The organism is Streptomyces sp. NBRC 110035 (assembly GCF_000829695.1).
Lineage (GTDB): Bacteria > Actinomycetota > Actinomycetes > Streptomycetales > Streptomycetaceae > Streptomyces.
Genome location: NZ_BBNN01000027.1, coordinates 141,255 through 164,633 on the forward strand (window position 1 = coordinate 141,255; position 23,379 = coordinate 164,633).

Annotated in this window: 20 protein-coding genes and 3 tRNA genes; 14 read left to right on the plus strand and 9 right to left on the minus strand. The window is 71.9% G+C overall.

The window, feature by feature from the left end:
• Positions 1 to 125: 125 nt before the first annotated feature.
• The 3 genes from TU30_RS17620 to TU30_RS17630 all read left to right on the plus strand — a co-directional run bounded on the left by TU30_RS17620 (position 126) and on the right by TU30_RS17630 (position 1,346).
• Complete coding sequence (locus tag TU30_RS17620; protein ID WP_042171069.1) at positions 126 to 491, plus strand: hypothetical protein; 366 nt, start codon at positions 126 to 128, stop codon at positions 489 to 491.
• A 164-nt stretch (positions 492 to 655) separates the two neighbouring features.
• Entirely contained in the window at positions 656 to 1,282 is a 627-nt protein-coding gene (locus TU30_RS33220) for a bifunctional DNA primase/polymerase (protein ID WP_062192905.1), read from the plus strand.
• Positions 1,273 to 1,346: transfer RNA gene (locus TU30_RS17630), tRNA-Lys, on the plus strand. The genes TU30_RS33220 and TU30_RS17630 overlap by 10 nt, the downstream gene beginning before the upstream one ends.
• Before the next feature lie 37 nt (positions 1,347 to 1,383).
• Here TU30_RS17630 and TU30_RS17635 read toward each other — a convergent pair.
• Positions 1,384 to 2,805 carry a M6 family metalloprotease domain-containing protein gene (locus TU30_RS17635; protein ID WP_078878349.1) on the minus strand — a complete coding sequence of 474 codons (1,422 nt, stop codon included), beginning with the start codon at positions 2,803 to 2,805 and terminating at the stop codon, positions 1,384 to 1,386.
• Between the two features lie 336 nt (positions 2,806 to 3,141).
• On the opposite strand from TU30_RS17635, the gene TU30_RS17640 reads away from it, so the two are divergent.
• Positions 3,142 to 5,052, plus strand: coding sequence for a bifunctional diguanylate cyclase/phosphodiesterase (locus TU30_RS17640; protein ID WP_042171078.1), 1,911 nt, complete (start codon positions 3,142 to 3,144; stop codon positions 5,050 to 5,052).
• Here the strand turns inward: TU30_RS17640 and TU30_RS17645 are convergent.
• The 3 genes from TU30_RS17645 to TU30_RS17655 form a co-directional block, all read right to left on the minus strand.
• Positions 5,010 to 6,134 carry an LLM class flavin-dependent oxidoreductase gene (locus TU30_RS17645; protein WP_042171080.1) on the minus strand — a complete coding sequence of 375 codons (1,125 nt, stop codon included), beginning with the start codon at positions 6,132 to 6,134 and terminating at the stop codon, positions 5,010 to 5,012. The genes TU30_RS17640 and TU30_RS17645 overlap by 43 nt on opposite strands.
• 117 nt (positions 6,135 to 6,251) lie before the next feature.
• The gene (locus TU30_RS17650; RefSeq protein WP_042171082.1) at positions 6,252 to 6,983 is read right to left on the minus strand and encodes an aspartate/glutamate racemase family protein; all 732 of its coding nucleotides are present in this window, start codon (positions 6,981 to 6,983) and stop codon (positions 6,252 to 6,254) included.
• Positions 6,980 to 7,975, minus strand: coding sequence for an aspartate/glutamate racemase family protein (locus tag TU30_RS17655; protein ID WP_042171402.1), 996 nt, complete (start codon positions 7,973 to 7,975; stop codon positions 6,980 to 6,982). The genes TU30_RS17650 and TU30_RS17655 overlap by 4 nt, the downstream gene beginning before the upstream one ends.
• Positions 7,976 to 8,113: 138 nt before the next feature.
• On the opposite strand from TU30_RS17655, the gene TU30_RS17660 reads away from it, so the two are divergent.
• Together TU30_RS17660 and TU30_RS17665 are read left to right on the plus strand one after the other, a co-directional pair.
• Positions 8,114 to 9,175 carry a D-2-hydroxyacid dehydrogenase gene (locus TU30_RS17660; protein ID WP_078878333.1) on the plus strand — a complete coding sequence of 354 codons (1,062 nt, stop codon included), beginning with the start codon at positions 8,114 to 8,116 and terminating at the stop codon, positions 9,173 to 9,175.
• A gap of 44 nt (positions 9,176 to 9,219) precedes the next feature.
• Positions 9,220 to 10,629, plus strand: coding sequence for an amidase (locus TU30_RS17665; protein WP_042171083.1), 1,410 nt, complete (start codon positions 9,220 to 9,222; stop codon positions 10,627 to 10,629).
• Here the strand turns inward: TU30_RS17665 and TU30_RS17670 are convergent.
• Positions 10,610 to 11,104 carry a DUF3830 family protein gene (locus TU30_RS17670; RefSeq protein WP_042171404.1) on the minus strand — a complete coding sequence of 165 codons (495 nt, stop codon included), beginning with the start codon at positions 11,102 to 11,104 and terminating at the stop codon, positions 10,610 to 10,612. The genes TU30_RS17665 and TU30_RS17670 overlap by 20 nt on opposite strands.
• A gap of 97 nt (positions 11,105 to 11,201) precedes the next feature.
• Between TU30_RS17670 and ehuB the strand changes: the two genes are divergently transcribed.
• The 5 genes from ehuB to TU30_RS17695 all read left to right on the plus strand — a co-directional run bounded on the left by ehuB (position 11,202) and on the right by TU30_RS17695 (position 14,520).
• Positions 11,202 to 12,128, plus strand: a complete 927-nt coding sequence (gene ehuB, locus TU30_RS17675; RefSeq protein WP_042171086.1) for an ectoine/hydroxyectoine ABC transporter substrate-binding protein EhuB — start codon at positions 11,202 to 11,204, stop codon at positions 12,126 to 12,128.
• Positions 12,125 to 12,841, plus strand: coding sequence for an ectoine/hydroxyectoine ABC transporter permease subunit EhuC (gene ehuC, locus TU30_RS17680; RefSeq protein ID WP_042171088.1), 717 nt, complete (start codon positions 12,125 to 12,127; stop codon positions 12,839 to 12,841). Before ehuB ends, ehuC begins: the two co-directional genes overlap by 4 nt.
• The gene (ehuD, locus tag TU30_RS17685) at positions 12,838 to 13,488 is read left to right on the plus strand and encodes an ectoine/hydroxyectoine ABC transporter permease subunit EhuD (RefSeq protein ID WP_042171090.1); all 651 of its coding nucleotides are present in this window, start codon (positions 12,838 to 12,840) and stop codon (positions 13,486 to 13,488) included. The genes ehuC and ehuD overlap by 4 nt, the downstream gene beginning before the upstream one ends.
• 94 nt (positions 13,489 to 13,582) lie before the next feature.
• A complete protein-coding gene (gene ehuA / locus TU30_RS17690; protein ID WP_042171406.1) occupies positions 13,583 to 14,311 on the plus strand; it encodes an ectoine/hydroxyectoine ABC transporter ATP-binding protein EhuA in 729 nt (242 codons plus the stop codon).
• Positions 14,312 to 14,446: 135 nt separating this feature from the next.
• Positions 14,447 to 14,520 (plus strand) — tRNA-Lys (locus tag TU30_RS17695).
• A 55-nt stretch (positions 14,521 to 14,575) separates the two neighbouring features.
• Here the strand turns inward: TU30_RS17695 and TU30_RS17700 are convergent.
• Together TU30_RS17700 and TU30_RS17705 are read right to left on the minus strand one after the other, a co-directional pair.
• A complete protein-coding gene (locus TU30_RS17700) occupies positions 14,576 to 15,181 on the minus strand; it encodes a lytic polysaccharide monooxygenase (protein WP_042171093.1) in 606 nt (201 codons plus the stop codon).
• Between the two features lie 137 nt (positions 15,182 to 15,318).
• Positions 15,319 to 16,467, minus strand: coding sequence for an SPFH domain-containing protein (locus tag TU30_RS17705; RefSeq protein WP_078878334.1), 1,149 nt, complete (start codon positions 16,465 to 16,467; stop codon positions 15,319 to 15,321).
• Between the two features lie 229 nt (positions 16,468 to 16,696).
• Between TU30_RS17705 and TU30_RS17710 the strand changes: the two genes are divergently transcribed.
• From TU30_RS17710 to TU30_RS17720, 3 genes are all read left to right on the plus strand, one after another.
• Positions 16,697 to 16,770, plus strand: a tRNA-Lys gene (locus tag TU30_RS17710).
• 467 nt (positions 16,771 to 17,237) lie between these two features.
• Positions 17,238 to 19,364: a glycosyltransferase family 2 protein gene (locus TU30_RS17715; protein WP_042171409.1), complete on the plus strand. Its 2,127-nt coding sequence runs from the start codon at positions 17,238 to 17,240 to the stop codon at positions 19,362 to 19,364.
• Entirely contained in the window at positions 19,361 to 21,301 is a 1,941-nt protein-coding gene (locus TU30_RS17720) for a kelch motif-containing protein (RefSeq protein WP_042171095.1), read from the plus strand. The genes TU30_RS17715 and TU30_RS17720 overlap by 4 nt, the downstream gene beginning before the upstream one ends.
• Positions 21,302 to 21,408: 107 nt before the next feature.
• Here the strand turns inward: TU30_RS17720 and TU30_RS17725 are convergent, their stop codons facing one another.
• Together TU30_RS17725 and TU30_RS17730 are read right to left on the minus strand one after the other, a co-directional pair.
• A complete protein-coding gene (locus tag TU30_RS17725; protein ID WP_042171098.1) occupies positions 21,409 to 22,452 on the minus strand; it encodes a glycoside hydrolase family 6 protein in 1,044 nt (347 codons plus the stop codon).
• 237 nt (positions 22,453 to 22,689) lie between these two features.
• Positions 22,690 to 23,352 (minus strand): class F sortase, encoded by a 663-nt coding sequence (locus TU30_RS17730; protein ID WP_042171411.1) that lies wholly within the window; start codon positions 23,350 to 23,352, stop codon positions 22,690 to 22,692.
• Positions 23,353 to 23,379 lie beyond the last annotated feature (27 nt).

Below are 23,379 nucleotides of genomic sequence, written 5' to 3' on the forward strand. Positions count from 1 at the left end.
CGGCAGCCCTGACCCCACCGGTCCCGAGGCCCTCTTGCGGGGCGCGCGAGAATGGAAGGTGGCCCGCTCCTCCCGGCGGGCAGAAGCGCCACCACGCACGCATGCACCAGGACGAAGGAGAAGACATGGCGGAGCCCACGCCGCGTCGGGACGAACCGCGGCTACGCCCCGCGCCCCTGCTGTTCGAGCCCACGGCAGCGGCAGCCGATCCGGAGCACTTCTTCGACCTGGAGTCGATCGACGATCCGCGGGTGCTGCTGGAGCGGGCGACGGAGCTGACGCTCGCGTTCCGTGCGGCGGCGGACCGGGCGATGGAGTTCCAGGCGATGGCGGCGGCCCAGCTGGCCGACCCCCGGCGCTTCGACCGGCTGACGGTCGCCGACATCGCCGAGCGGGCCGAGTGGACCGAGGACTACGCGAAGAAGATGGTCGAGTTCGGCCGGGACCTGCTGCGCGGGGGCGAGGGCCGGGACCGCATCGACCCCGTGTGAGGGCACCACGCCCTCCCGCTGCGACGCCCCCACCGGACCTCGGGTTCGCCCGGTCGAACAGACGCGGCATATGCCAGGCGGGCACGATACCGCCTCCCCGCCTCCCTGTCCCCGGTTTCCGCAACCCTGGGGGGTCGCCCCCTCACCGCCGGTAGACAGACGGCATGAGCAGTACACGCAAGGCCCCCGACCTGGGCGGCGTCATGGGTGCCACGGGTGTCACCCCGGACGGTGCCGCCTGGCTCGCCTCCGCAGGAACGTATCCGCGCAGCACCCTCTCGCTCTGGGAGGAGCGGCCGGACGCGCCGGTCGTGCTGCCCTGCGGCTCCGTCTTCGACGTGGTGAGCACGCCCTCGACCTTCGGGCGCCGGATGCTGGACCGGATGTGGGACGAGGGGCCGGGCTCCGGCCCGGTGGCCGGGTTCCGCGGCCGGATGCTGCTGTTCGCGGCGCCCGGCACCACCCAGCGGCTCCCCGCGCTGCTGGAGTGGGAGGAGTGGGACGCCCGCGGCAGGGGCCCCGGGGAGGCCGGCCGTACGGGTGAGGTCCCGCCGCTGCTGTGCCACGGCACCGGCGACGCGGTGACCGTGCCGGCCCCGGCTCCCCGCGCCGGCACGGCCCGCTCCGGCTCGCGCTGGCTGGTCGCCCCGGACACACGTCACCCCTGGCTGCCGGGCCCGGAGGTGCTGCTCTGGGCGGCCGTGCGGGCGGCCCGCGCGGCCGTGCGGATATCGATTTTTCCTCCCGCCGACCAGGGTGCTAATGTCTACGACGTCAGCAGGCGCCGCTAGCTCAGTTGGTTAGAGCAGCTGACTCTTAATCAGCGGGTCCGGGGTTCGAGTCCCTGGCGGCGCACGACACGGAAAGGCCTCTTGCCACGGCAGGGGGCCTTTTACGCGTCTGCGCCCACCCCCTCGCCGGCACCCCCGTCGCCGCCCCCGTCCCGGCCCACGCCGATCTGCACCGTCCAGGCCCCCGAGGCGGTACGCCCCTCCACCTCCACCCGTACGCCGTCCTCCGGCACCGTGAAGCTCTCGCCGAGGGCGACCGGGGCGTCCGCGAGGGCCGGGTAGACCGAGTCCCCCCGGCAGGCCTCCGTGTGCGGGTGGGCGTCGATCACCTGGATCGGGCCCTCACCGGACCGGGTCGTGCCGCGCACCCGGTAGACCAGCACCCCCGACCGGCAGGCGTCCGCGTCGTCGCCGACGGGCGCCCGCACCTCGAAGGCGAGCACGCTGTCCGGGCCGGTGCGCACCACCGCGAGCTTGGTGCCCCCGCCCAGCCCGAAGGCCGGCGCCCCGGCGGCGCCCGTCACCGGTACCCCGGGCCCCGCCGCCAGCGGTTCCAGCGTCAGCCGTACCGGCCCCGCGCCCTGTACGCACCGCACCTGCCGGGGCTCCAGCCAGCCCAGCTTCCACTTGTGCCAGCCGAACAGGTCCGGAGCGAGGGCGAACTGGCTGCCCATCAGGTCCCAGTCGCCGACGTGGGTGTCCCAGTCGCCCTTGCCGTCCGCGGGCCGGTGGTAGAGGTCGGGGAGGTCGAAGACATGGCCGGTCTCGTGGGCGAGGACCAGCCGGTCCGGGGGGTGCTCCTCGAACACGGTGACGACCCGGCGGATGTCGGTGCCGTCCGCCCGCAGCGGGGTGTCCAGGTTGACGACCTTCGTGGCGTCGGAGTCCACGCCGGGGGCGTCCGGGTCGGCGACGAAGTAGACGACGTCGTACCGCGAGAAGTCGACCCGCGGGTCGGCCGCGGCGAGCGCGTCGCGCAGATAGGCGGACCGGTGCCGCGTGCTCCAGTCGCGTTGTATGGCGTACGCGGTGGACGGGCGGGGCATACGGATCCAGTGGCGCAGGGCGTGCGGGTGCAGGGAGAAACTGCCGTAGGAGGCCCGGTGGAAGAAGTCGCTGGTGGCGGGGAAGTGGTCGGCGGTCAGCTTCTCGGGGGTGGTCAGGGGGTGGGAGTCCGGGAAGGACAGGAAGACCATGACCGCGTTCAGCCGGCCGGTCGGGCGGGGGTAGGCGGCGTTCCAGGTGTCGAGGCCCTCCGAGTGGTGCGCGTCGGTGCGGATCAGGGCGCACGGCGCCGCGGAGAACGACTCGGCGTCGGAGGGAGCGGTCATCATGGAGGTCGCGGCGAGCGCCGACATGGTGGTGCACACGGCTGCCGTGCCGCGCAGCCGGGGACGCGCCGGCGGACCGCCGGACCACGACCCCGCCCGGAACCCCGGCCAGAACCACGGACGGAACCCCGGACGGCCCAACCCCCTCAGAGCCTCACGACCGAGTCCTCTCAGGGGGAGCTGACGCGGCACGGAGACCTCCGGGAGACGGTTCACGGGACACCGCACCCAGCCTGTGGGGGTTTGCAGTCATACGCCCTGTTTATCTGCACCGGACGGGTGAGGAGGCGTGGAATCCGTTCACGGGCGACACCTCGAACCACTCACGGAACGTCACAACCGGTCGGAGGCCTGAAGAAGCCATCCACCTCCGAGCAGAAACGATCTGGCAGAGATGCGGGACCGTCCTGGACACTGGAGAGTGACTGGAAGGGCTTCAGGGAGACCTCTATGATCGGCACACTTTCCTGAGACATTCCTGAGGCTTTCCGGCACGGACAGCGATCGAGTGCACGGCGGGAGCGAGCGGTGAGCGGAACGTCCGAAGGGCCGACGCCCACAGCAGACACCAACCGACCGACCGTCACGGAGAGTGAGATCACCGCCCCGTGCCGTACCGGATGCGCCGGCCTCCCCCTGCCCCCGTCGTACCGCTCCGTCTTCGCGGCCGCTCCGCTCGCCATGGCCGTGGTCGGCCGTGACGGCCGGGTGATCAGCGCCAACGGCACGCTCGCCGCCCTGCTGGGCCGCGCGCCGGACACCCTGACCGGCGCGGTCGCCGCCGACCTGGTGGACCTCTCCTCCGACGCCCGTGCCTGGCACGCCTACCGCGACCTGCTGAGCGGCCGGCAGGGCCGGCTGCGCTGCACCCGCCGGCTCAAGCACCCCGAGGGGCACTCCCTGTGGGTGCAGGTGTCGGTCGCCCCGCTCCCCCCGGAGGAGGGGGCCGCCCACCGGGAACACGAGGCGCACGACGGACACGGCGCTCCCGGCGTGCTGCTGTCGGTCGCCGACGTCAGCGCCCGCCACGAACTCCAGGCCCGGCTAAGGCACTTGCAGATGCACGACCCGGTGACCCGGCTGCCCAACCGCACCCTGTTCTTCGAACGGCTGACGGCCGCCCTGGAGGCGGAGTCGTACCAGGAGAGCGGCACGGGCCGGATCGGGCTGTGCTCCCTGGACCTGGACGGTTTCAAGGCCATCAACGACGCCCTGGGCCACCGCGTCGGCGACCGGCTGCTGGCCGCCGTCGCCGAACGGCTGACGCTGTGCGCCGAGGAGGCGGGCCGGTCCCGGGGCTGCACCCCGCTGGTGGCACGGCTCGGCGGGGACGAGTTCGCGCTGCTGGTCGAGGACTCCACGGGCACCGAACAGCTCGCCGAGCTCGCCGAGTCGGTGCTCGGCGCGATCCAGGACCCGTTCGACGTGGCCGGCCAGCGGCTGTCGGTGTCGGCGTCCATCGGCGTGGTCGAACGGCACGCGGCCGGGACCACGCCCACCGCGCTGATGCAGGCCGCCGACACGACCCTGTACTGGGCGAAGGCCGACGGCAAGTCCCGCTGGACGCTGTTCGACCCGGAGCGCAACGCGCACCGCATGACCCGTCAGGCCCTCGCCTCCACGCTGCGTCCCGCCGTCGAGCGGGGCGAGTTCGCGCTGGAGTACCAGCCGCTGGTCGGCATGGAGGACGACCGGGTGCACGGGGTGGAGGCCCTGGTCCGCTGGAACCATCCGCAGTTCGGCACCCTGACACCGAACCGGTTCATCTCCATCGCCGAGGAGGACGGCTCGATCGTCAAGCTCGGCCGCTGGGTGCTGCGCACCGCCTGCCGGCAGGCCCGCAGCTGGCAGACCGAGCATCCCGACGAGCCGCCGATCTTCGTCAGCGTGAACGTGGCGGTCCGTCAGGTCTGGGACTCCGACCTGGTGGCGGACGTCGCCGAGACCCTCAAGGAGACGGGCCTGGCACCGCAGCTGCTCCAGCTGGAGCTGACCGAGTCCGCGGTGATGGGCTCCTCGGGCCGGCCGCTCCAGGCGCTGACGGCCCTCAGCGACATGGGCGTACGCATCGCCATCGACGACTTCGGCACCGGCTACTCGAACCTGGCCTACCTCAGCCGGCTCCCGGTGTCGGTGCTGAAACTGGACGGCGCCTTCGTGCGCGGTTTCCAGTACGAGGACCGGGCGGCGGCGCCCAGCCCGGCGGACGAGGCCATCGTCGAGGCGATGGTGCAGCTCGCCCACCGGCTGGGGCTGACGGTCACCGCGGAGTGCGTGGAGACCTCGGCGCAGGCCACCCGGCTGCGCCGGATAGGGTGCGACACCGGCCAGGGCTGGCTGTACTCCCGGCCGGTCCCGCCGGACCGCATCTCCGAACTGCTGGGCGCGCCGGAGGTTCAGACGGACGTCGTCGGCGATCCGGTCGTCGGCAACCCGTAGGCGTCCGCGACGAGTTCGTAGGACCGCAGGCGCACGTCACCGCTGTGCGCGTTGGCGGTGATCATCAGCTCGTCGGCGCCGGTGCGCTTCTGCAGGTCGTCCAGGCCTGCGCGGACCTCGTCCGGGGTGCCGTGGACGACGTTGGCGTTCCACGAGTCGACGAACTCCTGCTCCATCGGCGAGAACGGGTGTGCCTCGGCCTCCTGCGGGGTGGGGACCAGACCGGGGCGGCCGGTGCGCAGCCGGACCATGTTGAGCGCGGCGGCCAGCACCTGGCGCCGGGCCTCCTTCTCGTCCTCGGTCGCGAGCGCGGAGACGCCGATCAGGGCGTAGGGCTCGTCGAGGACGCCGCTCGGACTGAACGACTCGCGGTAGAGGTCCAGCGCGGGGACCGTGTTCTGCGCCGAGAAGTGGTGGGCGAAGGCGAAGGGCAGGCCGAGCATGCCGGCCAGCCGGGCGCTGAACCCGGAGGAGCCGAGCAGCCAGACGGGCGGGCGGTGCGGCGACTGCACCCCGCCGGGCGAGGTCGCCTGGACCGGGCCGGGGACGGCGTGGATCCGGCGGTAGGGGTGGCCGTCGGGGAAGTCGTCGTCCAGGAAGCGGGTCAGCTCGGCGAGTTGCCGGGGGAAGTCGTCGGCGCCCTCGTTCGGCCGGTCGGTGCGGCGCAGGGCGGCGGCGGTGGCACCGTCGGTGCCGGGGGCGCGGCCGAGGCCGAGGTCGATCCGGCCGGGGGCCATGGCCTCCAGCGTGCCGAACTGCTCGGCGATGACGAGCGGGGCGTGGTTGGGCAGCATCACCCCGCCCGAACCGAGCCGGATCCGCTCGGTGTACGCGGCGAGGTGGGCCAGGATCACGGCCGGGGACGAGGACGCCACACCCGGCATGGAGTGGTGCTCGGCGACCCAGTAGCGGTGGAAGCCGCGCGTCTCGGCGAGCCGGGCGAGATCCACGCTGGTGCGCAGCGCGTCGGAGGCGGTGTGCCCGGCGCCGACCGTGACCAGGTCCAGCACGGAGAGCGGAACGGGCGCCGAGCCGTGCGTGACGCCTCGTATACCGGCGCCTGCGGTGTCGTCTGCGGCCACGGTGGGGTGCCTCCTGTGTCGAGTGACGTTCGCCGCACCCGTAACAGGAGGCCGTCCCCGCTTATTCCCGGGCGGGCCGCCCCCTCCGCCCGCCCGGCCCGCGTCCGCCCGTCCCGCTCACGCCTGCACGATCGGCTCCCGCGTGAACAGGGCGCCCAGGCTCGGGGCGTTCACCCGGCGGTCCGCCAGACGCAGGGCCTCCCAGACGGTGACCTGGTTGGCGGTGAGGACCGGTTTGCCGAGCTCCTTCTCGAGGGCCGGGATGTGGGCGGCCGTGTGCAGGGCCGTGTCGGGGAGCAGGAGGGCCTGGGCGTCCGGGCGGTCGGCCGCGCGGGCGAGGGCGAACAGCTCGGCCTCGCCCCAGGTGCCGACCTCCGCCGCCGTGATGATCCCGGAGCTGGTCACCCCGGTCACCTCCACCCCGTCGGCCGCCAGGAACTCCACGAAGAGCGCGGCCACGTCGTCCGGGTAGGTCGCGCCGACGGCGACCCGCCGCGCCCCGATCTCCCGTGCCGCGTGCACGAAGGCGAAGGACGTGGAGGACGCGGGCATGCCCGCCGTACGGGCGAGGGCGCGCACCTGTTCGTGGGCGCCGTCCCAGCCGCGCACGAAGCTGCCGCTGGTGCAGGCCCACACCACGGCGTCGGCGCCGGTGAGCCGCAGTTCCCGGACCCCGGCCGCGAGCCGGTCCGCCGCGCCCATCTCCAGCAGGGCGTCGGCCCGGTGCGCGTCCTCACCGATGTCGGTGTGCACCAGATCCACCCGGACGTCGCTGCCCAGCAGTTGCTCGATGCGCGGGTAGTCGTCCTCGGCGGAGTGTCCGGGGTAGAGGAATCCCAGTGCGGTCATGTCCAGCCTTCCTGCTGCTTCTCGTCCGGCGCACCGGAGACGCCCTGCGCACCCGGCACGCCCTGCGCGTCCGACACGCCGTGCACGCCCCGTACGTCCGACGGCTCCTGGCCCTCCGGCAGTACGGAGCCGGTCGGCACGGAGCCCGTCGGTACGGAGCCGGTCGGCACCACCGGCCCGGCGGCCGGCAGTACGGAACCGGCCGCCGGGCCCGGCAGTGTGCTCCCGGCCCCGGTGCCGGTGCGCGCCGACGTGTCGATCAGCGCCTGATACGGTCCCACCGCCCGGGTACCCAGTCGGCGCAACGCTGCCCACATGGTCACCTGGTTGGCCGAGATCACCGGTATGCGCAGCTCCGCCTCCAGCTGGGGGATCACGTCGTAGGTGGGCAGGTTGGTGCAGGACAGGAACAACGCGTCCGCCGTGCCGAGCCGGCCGCGCACCGCCGCCCGCCGGGCCATGTCGGCCACCTCCCGGTAGGTGACCTTCCAGATCTGCCGGGTCAGGCCCATGTAGGCGCAGCCGGTGACCTCGACCCCGGCCTGCGCCACGTACTCCTCCAGCGCGCGGGTCACCGACCCGGTGTACGGCGTCACCAGTGCCAGCCGCCGCACGTCCAGCTCCACCAGCGCCTCCAGCAGCGCGCCCGAGGTGGTGACCGCGGGGACGGAGCCGGCCCTGCTCATCGCCTCGCACATGGCGCGTTCGCCCATGACCCCGCCGACGAAGCTGCCCGACGTGCAGGCGTACGCGACGGCCTCGGGGGTGACCTCGGTGAGGGTGCTCACGGCGTTGCGGAGGGTCTCGTGCTCGCTGATCATCCGGGCGAGGTCCAGGCTCACCTCGACCGGTACGTACGGCGTCCGGGTGACGTGCAGGGACACGTCGTCGGGCGTCCACCGCCACAGCTCGCGGTCCAGCGCGAAGTCGAAGGGGGCGACCACACCGACACCGCGCTGCGGGCCTGGTCCGCCGAGAAAGGAGACGTCCATGTCAGCACCGGCCTCACGGTGAGGGACGAGCACGCAACGGTTCGTTCGAACGACCGTGTTGACGACGGTAGGTTCGGGGTGCCAGCGTGGTCAATCAGCACATCTCAGACTTCCGGCCCTCCCGGGGAAAAGGCGGCCATGACCTCCCCCCAGAAAACCCCCTCGACGCCCCCCACGGCCGGCCCCGCGACCGCCGTGACCAGCCCCGGCACCGGCCCCGCGGCGCTCCCCACGCTGCTCGTCCTGGACGCCGTTCCGCCGCCCCGGCTGGGCCGGCTGACCGGCAGGGTCCGGATCGAGCACGCGGACGCCTCGACGCTCGCCGAGCGGCTGCCGTCCGCGGACGTGCTGCTGGTCTGGGACTTCGCCTCGCACGCGGTACGCGCCGCCTGGCCGGGCGGGGGGCCGAGGCCGCGCTGGGTGCACACGGCGAGCGCGGGCGTGGACCATCTGATGTGTCCGGAACTCGCCGCCTCCGACACGGTGGTCACCAACGCGCGCGGGGTCTTCGACCGGCCGATCGCCGAGTACGTCGCCGCGCTCGTCCTGGCGATGGCGAAGGATCTGCCGCGGACGCTGGAGCTCCAGCGGGAGCGGACCTGGCGCCACCGCGAGTCGCGCCGGGTCGCCGGGACCCGTGCCTGTGTCGTCGGGTCGGGGCCGATCGGCCGGGCGATCACCGGCACGCTCGAGGCGCTCGGGGTCACCACCGCGCTGGTCGGCCGCAGCGCGCGCGCCGCCTCGCGCGGTGACGGCGTCGGCGCCCCCGCCGCCGTGCACGGCGCCGAGGACCTGGACCGGCTGATCGCCGGCGCGGACTGGGTGATCGCCGCCGCGCCCCTGACCGAGCGGACCCGGGGCATGTTCGACGCCCGCCGCTTCGCCCTGATGCAGCCGTCCGCCCACTTCGTCAACATCGGTCGCGGCCCGCTGGTCGTCGAGGACGCGCTCGCCGAGGCGCTCCGCAGCCACCGGATCGCGGGCGCCGCCCTGGATGTCTTCACGTCCGAGCCGCTGACCCCGGACAGTCCGCTGTGGGACGTGCCGGGGCTGGTCGTGTCGCCGCACATGAGCGGGGACACCCTCGGGTGGCGGGACGAACTCGCTTCCCAGTTCGTGGAGTTGTACGAGCTGTGGGCCGCGGGCGAGCCGCTGCCCAACGTGGTCGACAAGCAGCGCGGGTATGTACCCGGGCACTGACCCGTCCGCCGGACCCCGGCACCCCCGACCTCACGGGAGCGTGGATGACCCAAGGCACCGACCCCACCGCCCTCACGTCCCGCACCGCCGTGCAGCTCCTCGACGGCTACCGCACCGGCGCGTTCGGTCCCGTGGAGGTGACCCGCGCGGCGCTGGAGCGGGCGGAGGCGATCCAGCCGCAGGTGAACGCGTTCGTCCGGCTGCTGTCCGACCAGGCGCTGGAGCAGGCCGCCGCGTCCGAGGGCAGGTGGCGGCGCGGCGAGCCGCGCGGGCTGCTCGACGGGGTGCCGGTCACGGTGAAGGACATCCTGCTGCTGCGCGGCGCCCCGACCCTGCGCGGCTCGTGTGCCGTCGACCCGGCGGGACCCTGGGAGGAGGACGCGCCGTCGGTGGCGCGGCTGCGGGAGCACGGCGCCGTCCTGCTGGGCAAGACGACGACCCCCGAGTTCGGCTGGAAGGGCGTGACGGACTCCCCGCTCAGCGGGGTCACCGGCAACCCGTACGACCCGGCGCGCACCGCGGGCGGGTCCAGCGGGGGCGCGGCGGCGGCCGTGGCGCTGGGCGCGGGGCCGCTGGCGCTGGGGACGGACGGCGGCGGCAGCGTCCGCATCCCGGCGGCGTTCTGCGGGATCTTCGCGCTGAAGCCGACGTACGGGAGGGTGCCGCTGTATCCGGCGAGCGCGTTCGGCACGCTGGCGCACGTCGGCCCGATGACGCGGGACGCGGCGGACGCGGCACTGCTGATGGATGTGATCGGCGGGCCGGACTCGCGCGACTGGTCGGCGCTGGCACCGGCACCCGGCTCGTTCCGGGAGGGGCTGGACGGCGGGGTGCGGGGGCTGCGGGTGGCGTACTCGCCGTCGCTGGGCGGCCAGGTGGCGGTGGCCCCGGAGGTGGCGGCCGCGGTACGCCGGGCGGTGGAGCGCCTCGCCGCGCTCGGGGCGTACGTGGAGGAGACCGACCCGGACTTCTCCGACCCGGCGGACGCCTTCCACACCCTGTGGTTCTGCGGGGCGGCGCGGGTGGTGCAGCACCTCACCCGGGAGCAGCGCGAGCTGCTGGATCCCGGGCTGCGGGAGATCTGCGCGGCCGGGGCGCGCCGGTCGGCGCTGGACTATCTGGCGGCGGTCGACGTCCGGATGGACCTGGGCCGGCGCATGGGCCGCTTCCACGACACCTACGACCTGCTGGTCACCCCGACCGTGCCCCGCACCGCGTTCGAGGCGGGTGTGGAGGTGCCGAAGGGGTCCGGTCACCGGCGGTGGACGGGCTGGACCCCGTTCACCTACCCGTTCAACCTGACCCAGCAGCCCGCGGCGAGTGTCCCCGTGGGCACCGACGCGGCCGGGCTGCCGATCGGCGTCCAGCTCGTGGCCGCCCGCCACGCCGACGCGCTGGTGCTGCGGGCGGCCCACGCGCTGTACGGGTCCGGGGTCACGCCCTCCGGAAGCTGAGGGTCTCCCCCGCCGCTCCGGTGCGCCACAGGTCGTTGCACCCCTCGGCCATCTCCGTGAGGCCCTCGACGACCTGACCCCAGACGATGCCGGGCACCCAGCCCACGTCGCCGTTCAGCAGCAGGTTGTTGCGTTCGTAGAACAGGGCCAGGTCCACGACCGTGGCGCCGGGGCCGACCTCGCGGTCGTAGCCGTAGGCCTTGGTGCCCAGTTCCGCGCCCGCGAAGGAGAAGTAGCAGAGGTCCCCCGGAATGGGCGTGACCGTCGGATTCTCCAGCGGTGGCTCAAAGGACGCGAACGGCGGGAAGAGCGCGTAGATCTCGTTGCGGGCGTATTTGGCGTGGTAGACGTCGCCGGACAGAGGCAGGGAGTCCCAGACGGCCGCGCAGGTGACCGGCGCCCGGTCGTCGAGCAGCCGGGCCGTACAGGTGATTCCGCGTTTGACCAGCGAGACCTTGACATATCGGTCAATCATGAGACCCATCGTCCCGCACCGGTCAAGACCGCACGACCGCCGAAGGGGGCCGAAACCGGCGGGAATACTCGGCATCACTTCGGGTAGCCGCGCCGCCATGGCTCCACCACTGGGAAAACCACTGAGACGACGCGAGGAAGCGTCCGTGTCCGCCGGACCCTCCCGCCGGTCGCTGCTCGCGGGGGTGGCGGCGCTCGGCACACTCGGCGCCGCGGGCTGTTCGCGCGTACCCACCGAAGCGAGCACGAACGGCGGTGACCAGCTCGAACGGCTCAAGGCGGCAGGGGTGGTCCGCCTGGGCATCGCCGGCGAGATCCCCTTCGGCTACATCGACAAGGACGGCGAGCTGACCGGCGAGGCGCCGGAACTCGCGAAGGTCATCTTCAAACGGCTCGGCGTGGACCGGGTCCAGCCCGTCCCCACCGAGTTCGGCTCGCTGATCCCGGGCCTGAACTCGCAGCAGTTCGACGTCGTGGCCGCCGGGATGTACATCAATCCCGAGCGCTGCGAACAGGTCATATTCTCCGACCCCGATTACCAGATGCTCGATTCGTTCATCGTGCGCAAGGGCAACCCGAAAGGGCTGACCAGCTACCAGGACGTCGTCGAGAAGAAGGCGAAGTTCGCCACCGGCACCGGGTACGCGGAGATCGCGTACGCCGTCGAGGCCGGGTACCCGGAGGGCGACATACTGATCGTCCCCGACCAGGTCGCCGGGCTGAACGCCGTGGAGGCCGGCCGGGTCGACGTCTTCGCCGGCACGGCGCTCACCACCCGCGAGGTGGTGAAGAAGTCCACCAAGGCCGAGGTCACCGAGCCGTTCCAGCCGATCGTCGACGGTGAGCCGCACACCGACGGCGGCGGCTTCGCGTTCCGCCCCACCGAGACGAACCTGCGGGACGCCTTCAACGCCGAGCTGGCCAAGCTCAAGGAGAGCGGCGAGCTGCTGCGGATCCTGCGGCCGTTCGGCTTCACGGAGGACGAGATGACGGATCTGACCGCGAAGGAGCTGTGCGGCGGATGACCTCAGGACTCTGGGAACTCGTACTCAAGGGCGTCTGGGTCACGATCCAGCTGCTGGTGCTCAGCACGCTGCTCGCGACCGCGGTCTCCTTCGTAGTCGGCATCGCGCGCACCCACCACTCGAAGTTCGTCCGCTTCCTCGCGGGCTTCTACACCGAGGTGTTCCGCGGCACCTCGGCGCTGGTGATGATCTTCTGGGTGTTCTTCGTGCTGCCCCCGGCCTTCGGCTGGCAGCTGGTGCCGCTGTGGGCGGGCACGCTGGCGCTCGGCCTGACCTACGGCGCCTACGGCTCGGAGATCGTGCGCGGTGCGCTGGCCGCCGTCGACCCGGCCCAGGTCGAGGGCGGGATCGCGCTCAGCTTCACACCCGCGCAGCGGATGCGGCTGATCCTGCTGCCGCAGGCGGTGCCGGAGATGATCCCGCCGTTCTCCAACCTGCTGATCGAGCTGCTCAAGGGCACCGCCCTGGTGTCGATCATGGGCATGGGCGATCTGGCGTTCAGCGGCAACCTGGTGCGCCTGGCGCTGCAGGAGAGCGCCGAGATCTACACGTACATCCTGGTCATCTACTTCGTGATCGCCTTCCTGCTCACCCGGATCATGCGCGGTCTGGAGAAGAAACTGAAGGCCGGCGTCGGAAAGAAGCCCGTGCCCGATCCCAAGACGGACCTGAAGCGGGCCGAGACGACCAACGTGGGGGGTGCGGTCCGATGAAGTGGGACTGGAGCGCCGTCTCCGAATTCATGCCGTACTTCTGGGACGGTCTGCTGGTCACCCTGCAGATCCTCGTCCTGGGCTCGCTGATCTCGTTCGTCCTCGGCCTGGTGTGGGCCCTGCTGATGCGGGTGCCGTCCCGCTGGGTGACCTGGCCGGTCGGCGGCGTGACGGAGTTCATCCGCAACACCCCGCTGCTGGTGCAGCTGTTCTTCCTGTTCTACGTGCTGCCCGAGTGGGGAGTGACCTTCTCGGCACTGACCACGGGTGTCGTCGCCATCGGTCTGCACTACTCGACGTACACGATGCAGGTCTACCGCGCGGGCATCGAGGCCGTGCCGGTGGGCCAGTGGGAGGCGGCGACGGCGCTGAACCTGCCGCTGCGCCGGACGTGGACCGCGGTGATCCTGCCGCAGGCCGTGCGCAGGGTGGTCCCCGCGCTCGGCAACTACGTCATCTCGATGCTGAAGGACACGCCCCTGCTGATGGCGATCACCGTGCTGGAGATGCTCGGTGAGGCCCGCCTGTTCTCCCAGCAGCACTTCCAGTTCACCGAGCCCCTGACGGTGATCGGCTTCGCCTTCATCGTCATCTCCTACCTGGCCTCCCTTGCCCTGCGAGCCCTGGAGCGACGCCTTGTCCACTGACAGCACCCGGCCCGGCCCCCACCCCGTCGAGCCCGAGAGGACCCCCGAGCCGGACGTCGGCACCACGCGCGCCGCGGCGGGTGCCGGCAGTGAGCTGATCCGGCTGGAGAAGGTCACCAAGCGGTTCGGGAACAACACGGTCCTCGACGACCTCGACTTCTCCGTGGACGCCGGCAAGCACGTGACCCTGATCGGGCCGTCCGGATCGGGCAAGACGACGATCCTGCGGCTGCTGATGACGCTGCTGAAGCCCGAGGAGGGGACGATCACCGTCGACGGGGAGCAGTTGTTCCCCGCGCCGGAGAATCAGGTCCGCGAGATCCGCAAGAAGATCGGCATGGTCTTCCAGCACTTCAACCTGTTCCCGAACATGACCGTGCTGCGCAACATCACCGAGGCGCCGGTGACCGTGCTCGGCATGTCCAAGGACGAGGCCGAGGAGCGGGCACGGGAGCTGCTCGAGATGGTCGGGCTGACCGAGCACGTCGACAAGCACCCCTCGCAGCTGTCCGGCGGTCAGCAGCAGCGGGTGGCGATCGCGCGGGCGCTGGCGATGCGGCCGCAGGTGCTCCTCCTCGACGAGGTGACCTCGGCGCTCGACCCGGAGCTGGTCGCGGGTGTCCTGGACGTGCTGCGGGACATCGCCCGCTCCACCGACATCACGATGCTCTGCGTCACCCACGAGATGAACTTCGCCCGGGACATCTCCGACCGCGTCCTGATGTTCGACCAGGGCCGGATCATCGAGTCGGCCCCGCCGGAGAAGCTCTTCAGCGAGCCCGAGCACGACCGGACCCGGGAGTTCCTCAGCGCGGTCCTGTGACCACGGGGGCATCCCCTTGCCGACCGTGCCGGGCCGGCGCCCCGAGGGCGCCGGCCCGGCACGGTCGGAAGCACCCCTCACGAGCGGGTAGTATTTTCCGCGTCGCCGACCGCGGAAGCGGACGGCGGGAGTCATGCGCCGCTAGCTCAGTTGGTTAGAGCAGCTGACTCTTAATCAGCGGGTCCGGGGTTCGAGTCCCTGGCGGCGCACACTGAAGGGCCTCTCGTGGGAGCGAGAGGCCCTTTGACGTGCCCGGAAGCGGTCTCAGAAGGTGACGTCCGAGCAGGCGTAGAACGCGTTGCCCGTGTCGGCGACCGACCACACCGCGAGGATGACGTGGCGCCCGCTCAGCCCGGACGGGAGCGTGCCGCTGTGCGAGAGCGTCTGCGGCGGGCGCTGCCCGTTGTAGGGCACCTTCAGGAACGGGGTGAGGTCGAGGTCGGAGCGGGCCAGGTTGTGGTTCTGGTTCCAGCCCGGCCTGGTGATGTAGTAGGAGAAGTCGCTGGTGGCGTGCATGGCCGTGAACTGCCACCGGAAGGTGTAGTTCTGGCCGCCCGAGACCCTGGTCGTCGGCCAGGCGCCGCCCGAGGGCGTCTTCGGGCCGTCGAGCTGGGCGAACGGCGTGTTGCCGGCCGAGCAGAGCCGGCCGTCGGCGGGGCCCGAGCCGGGGAAGCCCTTCGGCCCCTCGACGCTCTGCGGCTCCCACTGGATGGCGCCGCAGTGGGTCACGCCGCCGCTCTGGCAGAGCTTCTGCCTGCTGACGGGCAGGTCGGTGTAGCCGTGGCCGCTGGCACCACCGGAGGAGAGCACGAGCGCTCCGGTCGTGGCCAGTCCCACCGCGGCTGCGTACAGCTTGGTCCGTGTGCGCATGCTGCCGCTCCTGGAGGACGTGGGGGGAGTTTCAGTGAGCCGGTGCAGGTAGGTCTAGACCAAGTCTCAGAGTATGACCGCCGATTGAGCATGTCCATACCAATAACGCAACCCGTTCGGCACTTTCCCCACCCGGATCACCCCGCCCCCGCATCACCCCGTCCCGCACAGAACGCCACCGTCAGGTCCTTCACCAGCGCCTTGCGCTCGTGGTCGTCCAGCTCCACCAGGCCCCGCAGGGTCAGCCGGGTCACCGTGTCCTCCACCGAGTCCACGACCGAGGTGAGCACGCTCGCCCGGTGCCGGGCGTCCAGCGCGGCGATCCGGCGCCGGTGCATCGCGGCGGCCACCTCGGGGGCGTACTCCACCCGGACCGGCCGCACCGCGAACACCTCGATCCCCACCGGTCCGGCGTCCGCCGCGACCAGCCGGGTCAGCGCGTCGTGCGCCGCGTCCGCCGCCCCGTCCGTCCCGCCCGGCGCCTCCACCGGGACCCGGAGCAGCGCCGCCTCGACGCACTCCCGCACGTACGCCTCGTGGTCCTCGACGCCCAGCGTGGCCCGCGCGGTGTCCCGCACCCGCCACACGACCAGGACGACCACCCGCAGCGCCACCCCGCCGCGGTCGGCCGCCTGCATCGGTTCGCTGCGCCAGTGCCGCAGCCGTACGTCGACACGGCGGCGCAGCAGCAGCGGGTTCACCCACAGCAGACCGGTGCGCCGGACGGTTCCGCGGTAGCGTCCGAACAGGCCGAGCACCCAGGCCCGCCCGGTCCGGCCGCGCGCCAGCCCGCCGAACCCGAACAGGCCGAGCGCCCCGGCCGCCGCGTACGCCGCCCACTGCGCGGGCCCGAGGCCGGCGGCTCCCGCGGCTCCCGTGTACGCCGGGAGCCCGAGCGCGGCGGCCGCCGACGACGGCAGGACGCCCGCCCACCACGAGGTGGCCACGCACCCGGCCACCCCGCACGCCCCGGCCAGCGCCCCCGCACCCCCGGGCAGCACCCGGGCGGGCCGCTCCGCCAGCTCGGGGTCGACCCGCGGCACGGACGGCCGGGCCGGCGCGGCGGCCGGACGCCGCAGCCGCGGCTGCTCCCCCGTGCCCTGGCGGCGCCCGACGACCGCGGACCGCAGCCGACCCGGCGCCGGGTCGGGGCCGTCCCGGAAGAGCAGATGGACGGGGATCTCGGTGGTGCCCTCGGTGCGGATCACCCGCACGGTCCGCCCCGCCGCCGAGCGCCCGCTCGCGGGATCGGCCCCCTCGAACACCGGAGACTCCGTGCGGTCCATGCGAATCCCCTCACAGTTCCGGCCACATGCTCGATCACACACCCTGTGGGATACCTCACATTTGCACACAAATGTCAGCTTCTCAACTGTCCACAGGGCGTGCACTCTGACGGCCCGAAGGATGCAAGCGCGCCGGCGCGGGCGCCGGCGGCGGGCGGAATCCGGGAGCGCGCCCCGGGCGGCGGTCGGGAGCACCCCGCGGGGTCCGGTAGAGTTGCCCCGTCAGTGAGCGCCGCTAGCTCAGTTGGTTAGAGCAGCTGACTCTTAATCAGCGGGTCCGGGGTTCGAGTCCCTGGCGGCGCACCGGCAGGACGGGCCCTTCATGACCGAGGGGCCCGTCGCTTTTTGGCCGGAAAACCTCTCGTTCCCGCTGAACGGTTCCTCTTCGCCGCCCGTATGGAACAAGGGCCCCACGCGACCCTCCCAGCGGTCACAATGGGATCGTATGACCGGTGAGCACCGGATGTCACACCTTGCGATCATGGTGAAACCCGTACAGCCTGGTTCCTTCACGACGCCGCGGGTCCGCGGCCGTTGGGGACCCGGCACCGGTTGCGGACGGTGCGGGGCGGGGGAACCCGTTCCCCGGGCCGTGCCGACGGGGATGCGCCGTGCAACCGGACGGAGCCCTGCGCCGTGTCTATATGGTGTGGATGACGTGGTGACAGCGGTCCGCCACTGACACGTCCGTGAAGGTCGAGGGGGACCGGGAGCGGGCGGAAGAAAGCGACGAAACACGCGGCTGGACCGCGTGTGGGGGGATGACACTCATGACGTCGACGCCGTCGGGCGCCCGGAGGGACGACGACCCGTCCCGGACCACCCAGCTCAGGGTGCCTGCGCACCGGACCGGAAACACGGGCGCTTTCCGCCGGATCAAGAAGACGCTGCCGAAGTACGACTACGAGCACTACAGCCGGCTCTCGGGCCCCCTCACCCAGCCCGATCCGGGCAAGCCGTACCAGGTGCAGTACCGCTCGCTGATCTCGCAGGAGCCGCACCGCATCCGCATCGCGCTGATGCTGGCCGCGGCCCCGCTGCTGTCGGTGGTGCTGCTGGTGTGGCTGCTCCAGCCCGCGCACTGGACGGAGCGCGACTACCCGGCGTTCGACTGGCTGCCCGCCCTCGACGTCGTGATGCTCGTCTCGATCGGTCTGATCGAGCTCTTCCGCTGCATGAACGTGCTGTCCAACGCGCACGCCACGCTGGTCGCCCGCGACCCGGTCCCCGTGGTGCCCGAGACCGGCACCCGGGTCGCCTTCCTCACCTCCTTCGTGCCCGGCAAGGAGCCGCTGGAGATGGTGACGAAGACCCTGGAGGCGGCCGTCAGGATCCGCCACCGGGGCACCCTGCACGTCTGGCTGCTCGACGAGGGCGACGACCCCGAGGTGAAGGAGGTCTGCGCGCGCCTCGGCGTGCACCACTTCTCCCGCAAGGGCGTCGCGAAGTGGAACCGGCCCAAGGGCCCGCACCGCGCCAGGACCAAGCACGGCAACTACAACGCCTGGCTCGACGCGCACGGCGACGACTACGAGTTCTTCGCCTCGGTGGACACCGACCACGTCCCGCTGCCGAACTACCTGGAGCGGATGCTCGGCTTCTTCCGCGACCCGGACGTCGGCTTCGTCATCGGCCCTCAGGTCTACGGGAACTACGACAACTTCGTCACCAAGGCCGCCGAGTCGCAGCAGTTCCTCTTCCACGCGCTCATCCAGCGGGCCGGCAACCGCTACGGCTCCCCCATGTTCGTCGGCACGTCCAACGCCGTGCGCATCAAGGCGCTCCAGCAGATCGGCGGTCTGTACGACTCGATCACCGAGGACATGGCGACCGGCTTCGAGATGCACCGCGCCAAGAACCCGGCGACGGGCAGGAAGTGGCGCTCGGTCTACACCCCGGACGTGCTCGCGGTCGGCGAGGGCCCCAACGCCTGGACGGACTTCTTCACCCAGCAGATGCGCTGGTCCCGGGGGACGTACGAGACGATCCTCAAGCAGTACTGGAAGGGCTGGTACTCGCTGCCGCCGAGCAAGCTCTTCAACTACACCATGATGATCATCTTCTATCCGATGTCGGCCCTCAACTGGATCCTGGCGGCACTGAGCTGTGCCCTGTTCCTGGGCCTGGGCGCCTCGGGTGTGAACATCGACCCCGCGGTCTGGCTGATGCTCTACGGCAACGCCTCCGCGCTCCAGATCGGCCTCTACGTCTGGAACCGCCGCCACAACGTCTCCCCGCACGAGCCGGAGGGCTCCGGCGGTGTGGCCGGTATGGTCATGTCCGCGCTGTCGGCGCCGCTCTACGCGAAGGCACTGATCGACTCCGTCCTGCGCCGCAAGAGCAAGTTCGTCGTCACGCCCAAGGGCGACTCGGCCAGCCCGGACACCTGGTTCGGCACCTTCCGGTACCACTGGTACTTCATCCTGATCTTCGGTGGCTCCCTCGCCGCCGGCTTCGTCTACGGACACTCGCACCCGGCGATGGTCATCTGGGCGACGTTCGCCCTGCTGATCACGGCCGCGCCCATGTTCGCCTGGCGGCACGGCATGCGCCAGGACAGGAAGAAGCCGCCCGGTGCCCATGCGTCGGGCCGGCACCCGGACGACCGGCCGGCGGCGGACCCGCCGAAGGACTTCGCCCACGAACCGGCGACACAGCAGTTGCAGGCACTCCCGCGCGTCCGGCAGCAGCACGCCGCGCACGGCCGGCCGGACCGGCCCGGCCGGTCCGCCTCCCACGGCGGACCGGCGGGACCGGGAGAGCCGGGAGAGCCGGAGGCCTCCGCGGGACCGGAAGGCCCGGGTGGACCGGGTGGAGCGCCAGGTGCCGGGGACGGCTCCGGCAACGACCAGACGATGCAGATCGCCCTTGGTGGACTTGGGGGACGTAAGGAATGAACGACCGTGCAGGCCGCCGTCGTGCCCGTCGGATCGCGATGGGCACGGCGGTGGTGCTCGCGCTGGCCGGCATGAACGGGCCGTGGCTGTACCGCGAGGGGTCCGAGAAATACCACCAGTACAAGATCAACCAGCCGGAGTACAAGGCGGAGAACGGCCGCTGGGAGATCGTCGAGTTCCCGGAGGAGTACCGCCAGAACACCATTCACGCGGCGCTGCTGCGCACCGGCAAGGTGCTGCTCGTCGCGGGTTCCGGCAACAACCAGGACAACTTCGACGCCAAGCGGTACGACACCCGTATCTGGGACCCGGTCAAGGGCACCATCAAGAAGGTGCCGACGCCGACCGACCTGTTCTGCACCGGCCACACCCAGCTCGCCAACGGCAATCTCCTGATCGCCGGCGGCACCAAGCGGTACGAGAAGCTCAAGGGTGACGTGAAGAAGGCCGGCGGCCTGATGATCGTCAACAACGAGAACCCGGACAAGCCGATCACCCTGCCCGCGGGAACCAGGTTCACCGGCAAGGAGAACGGCAAGACCTTCGTCTCGAAGGACCCGGTGCTCGTCCCCCGCGCGGAGAAGAACTTCGACCCGGCGACCGGCGAGTTCCTGGGCACCACCCCGGGCGTCGGCCGGATCTACGTCGAGGCGCAGGAGGAAGGCGCCAGGTACGAGACCGGCACCCAGGACAACTACAGGGTGGCGGGCCTGACCGGCGAGGACGCCAAGAACACGTACGGCATCGCCGAGAAGCTCGCCCTGGACAAGAAGGACTTCCAGGGCATCCGGGACGCCTTCGAGTTCGACCCGGTGGCGGAGAAGTACATCAAGGTCGACCCGATGAAGGAGGCCCGCTGGTACCCGACGCTCACCACCCTGAGCGACGGGAAGATCCTCAGCGTCTCCGGCCTCGACGACATCGGCCAGCTCGTCCCGGGCAAGAACGAGGTCTACGACCCGAAGACCAAGGAGTGGACCTACACCGAGGAGGTCCGCCAGTTCCCGACCTACCCGGCGCTGTTCCTCATGCAGAACGGCAAGATCTTCTACTCGGGCGCGAACGCCGGCTACGGCCCCGCCGACGTGGGCCGCGACCCGGGCGTCTGGGACGTGGAGACCAACAGGTTCACCAAGGTCCCCGGCCTGAGCGACGCCGACATGCTGGAGACGGCGAACACCGTGCTGCTGCCCCCGGCGCAGGACGAGAAGTACATGGTGATCGGCGGCGGCGGGGTCGGCGAGTCCCGGCTGTCCAGCGAGAAGACCCGGATCGTCGACCTCAAGGCCGACAGCCCGCGCTTCGAGGACGGCCCCTCCATGGACAAGGGCACCCGCTACCCGCAGGCCTCGGTCCTGCCCGACGACAGCGTGCTGATCGCGGGCGGCTCGGAGGACTACCGCGGGCGCGGCGACTCCGACATCCTCGAGGCGCGGATGTACGACACGGCGAAGAACGAGCTCAGGCGCGTCGCCGACCCGCTGGTGGGCCGCAACTACCACTCCGGCTCGATCCTGCTGCCCGACGGCCGCGTGATGTTCTTCGGCTCGGACTCCCTCTACGGCGACAAGGCCAACACCAAGCCGGGCACGTTCGAGCAGCGCATCGAGATCTACACGCCGCCGTATCTCTACGGCGAGAACGAGCAGCCCGACCTGTCGGGCGGCCCGCAGACCGTCGCGCACGGCGAGTCCGGCACCTTCACCTCGAAGGACGCCGCGTCGATCAAGAAGGTCCGGCTGATCCGGCCGAGCGCCTCGACCCACGTCACCGACGTGGACCAGCGCTCCGTCGCCCTGGACTTCGAGGCCGACGGCGACCGGCTGACGGTGACCGTGCCCGAGAGCCGGAACCTGGTCCAGGCGGGCTGGTACATGCTGTTCGCCACCACCGCGGACGGGACACCGAGCAGGGCACAGTGGGTGCGGGTGCCGTAGCGGCCGGCCGGTCCGCCCGCATGCGCCGAGGGGCGCCCTCCCTGACGGAGGGCGCCCCTCGGCGTGTGTGCGGCGGGTGGGGGGGTACGGCGGGTGGGGGGGCAGCCTCAGTCGCCGGCCCCGGCGAGGTCCAGCGCGTACTCCTCCCACCACTCGCCGGCCTTCGGGCCGCCCTTGCACTCGCCGTCCGACTCGCCGGGCCGCTTCACCCACAGGTAGGCGTCCACCAGCGGGTCCGCCGTCCTGGTCGTCGGCGGCTCGCCGAGGGCGCGGCCGGGCGGGTTGCACCAGCGCTCGTCCGCGTCGCCCCCGGTGTACGGGCCGTTGCCGTTGCGGCTGGTGTCGATGACGAACGGCTTGTCGCCGACCTTGGCGGAGAGCTGCTTGCCGTAGGCGATGGAGTCCTCGGTGGAGTAGTAGTTGGAGACGTTCACCGAGAAGCCGTCGGCCTGGTCGATACCGGCCCACGTGAGCGGCTCGTGGATCTGGTCGGGGTTGCCCCAGCCGGCGTTGCCCGCGTCCAGGTACACCGTGGTGTTCTTCAGGCTCTTGAGCGTGGCGACCGCACCGCTGAGGACGTCGTAGCGCTCCTCGTGGAACTGCTCCGGCGTGCAGCCGTCGACCAGGTGGAGCACCGCGTCGGGCTCCAGGATCACGGTCGCCGCCCGGTCCCCGATGCCCTTGGCCACCCCGTCGACGAAGGCGCGGTAGGCGTTGCCGTCGGCGGCACCGCCCTGCGAGTACTGGCCGCAGTCGCGGTGCGGGATGTTGTAGAGGACGAGCAGCGCGGTGCGCCCCGCCTTGTCGGCGGCCTCGGTGAACCCGCGGGCCTGCTCCTCCGGGTTCTCCGGGCTGATCCACTCGGCGACGGGCTGCTCCGCTATCGTGCGGATCTGCTCGGCCTCCGCCTTCTTCCCTTCCTTCTCCAGACCGGCCATCTGCCGCGCGGCGGTCCCCTCCGGGTTGACCCAGAAGGGGTTGGCGCCCTTGGGCTGCTGCGTGATCTCCGCGCCGGCCGCCCCGTCCGGGCCGCCGTCGCCCCGGCCGTCGCCGTCACCGGAGGAACACGCTGTCATCAGCAGCGCCGCCCCCAGTACCGCTGCGGACGCCCGCCTCCCGGCGAACGCCCCGACCCCCCTGCTGCCGTACATCCAACCCCCCCTTGGGTGCACTTGTTCCGTGTGTTCCGAGGTGCTCCGGGTCCCAATCCTGACATACGTCCCGCGGCCGTCACGGGGCCGAGCCGTTCTTGTCCGCGAGCTGTTGCCGCCGTCGTACTGTGGTGGGTCACCTGGGGCGATCACCGGACGCGACCGGCAGGAGGCTCGGCCTCGGCCGGCCTCCGGGCCGGGTCCGGGCCACCCTCCGGGCCGGGTGAGCGGGGACGTTCAGGCCGTCGTACCGGTCAGGTAGGCATAGACGACCACGTTGGCCGTGTAGCGGTCGCGTGCCGCGTCGAAGGTGCCGCCGCAGGTGACGATGCGCAGTTCGGCCCGGCCCGAGCGGCGGGGCCCGTAGGCCTGCCGGGCGTCGAACCCGTCCCGGTCGATGACCTGGATGTCCTCGACCGTGAACTCGGCGACCCCGGCGTCCTCGCGGACCACCCGGATCTTCTGGCCGGGCCGCAGGGTGCTCACCTTGTAGAACACGGCGGGCCGGGTCTCGGTGTCGACGTGCCCCACGACCAGCGCGGTGCCGGGCGCTCCGGGCGTCACCCCGCCCGCGTACCAGCCGACCGCGTCCGGCCGGTCGAACGGCGGCGGATCGAGGGCACCCCGCTCGTCCAGGCCGCGGGAGACCACCGGCGCCCGGACGTCCAGGCCGGGGATGTCGAGGCGCTGCGGCTGCGCCTCGCCCAGCGGTCGGTGCGCGGGCGGAAGGTCCACCTGGGGCGGCCGGCCGGCGGCCGCCATGTCACCGGTGGAGGGTCCGGCCCCGCCGGGGCGCAGGCCGGTCACCTCCCGGCCGCACAGCCAGAGCACGAGCAGCAGCACCGCCCAGACCACACCGGTGAGCAGCCGCCCGGGGCGTACCTGTGGGGCCGGGCGCATCTCGTCGTGATCGGACACCGTCGGCCG

Bases quoted from the DNA above. Each gene is read 5' to 3' on its own strand.
- TU30_RS17620 (WP_042171069.1), top strand. From the start codon at position 126: ATGGCGGAGCCCACGCCGCGTCGGGACGAACCGCGGCTACGCCCCGCG.
- TU30_RS17650 (WP_042171082.1), bottom strand. From the start codon at position 6,983: ATGACCGCACTGGGATTCCTCTACCCCGGACACTCCGCCGAGGACGAC.
- ehuB (WP_042171086.1), top strand. From the start codon at position 11,202: ATGGCTCCACCACTGGGAAAACCACTGAGACGACGCGAGGAAGCGTCC.
- TU30_RS17715 (WP_042171409.1), top strand. From the start codon at position 17,238: ATGACGTCGACGCCGTCGGGCGCCCGGAGGGACGACGACCCGTCCCGG.
- TU30_RS17700 (WP_042171093.1), bottom strand. From the start codon at position 15,181: ATGCGCACACGGACCAAGCTGTACGCAGCCGCGGTGGGACTGGCCACG.
- TU30_RS17705 (WP_078878334.1), bottom strand. From the start codon at position 16,467: ATGGACCGCACGGAGTCTCCGGTGTTCGAGGGGGCCGATCCCGCGAGC.
- TU30_RS17660 (WP_078878333.1), top strand. From the start codon at position 8,114: ATGACCTCCCCCCAGAAAACCCCCTCGACGCCCCCCACGGCCGGCCCC.
- ehuC (WP_042171088.1), top strand. From the start codon at position 12,125: ATGACCTCAGGACTCTGGGAACTCGTACTCAAGGGCGTCTGGGTCACG.
- TU30_RS17655 (WP_042171402.1), bottom strand. From the start codon at position 7,975: ATGGACGTCTCCTTTCTCGGCGGACCAGGCCCGCAGCGCGGTGTCGGT.
- TU30_RS17670 (WP_042171404.1), bottom strand. From the start codon at position 11,104: ATGATTGACCGATATGTCAAGGTCTCGCTGGTCAAACGCGGAATCACC.
- TU30_RS17665 (WP_042171083.1), top strand. From the start codon at position 9,220: ATGACCCAAGGCACCGACCCCACCGCCCTCACGTCCCGCACCGCCGTG.
- ehuD (WP_042171090.1), top strand. From the start codon at position 12,838: ATGAAGTGGGACTGGAGCGCCGTCTCCGAATTCATGCCGTACTTCTGG.
- TU30_RS33220 (WP_062192905.1), top strand. From the start codon at position 656: ATGAGCAGTACACGCAAGGCCCCCGACCTGGGCGGCGTCATGGGTGCC.
- TU30_RS17725 (WP_042171098.1), bottom strand. From the start codon at position 22,452: ATGTACGGCAGCAGGGGGGTCGGGGCGTTCGCCGGGAGGCGGGCGTCC.
- TU30_RS17730 (WP_042171411.1), bottom strand. From the start codon at position 23,352: ATGCGCCCGGCCCCACAGGTACGCCCCGGGCGGCTGCTCACCGGTGTG.
- TU30_RS17720 (WP_042171095.1), top strand. From the start codon at position 19,361: ATGAACGACCGTGCAGGCCGCCGTCGTGCCCGTCGGATCGCGATGGGC.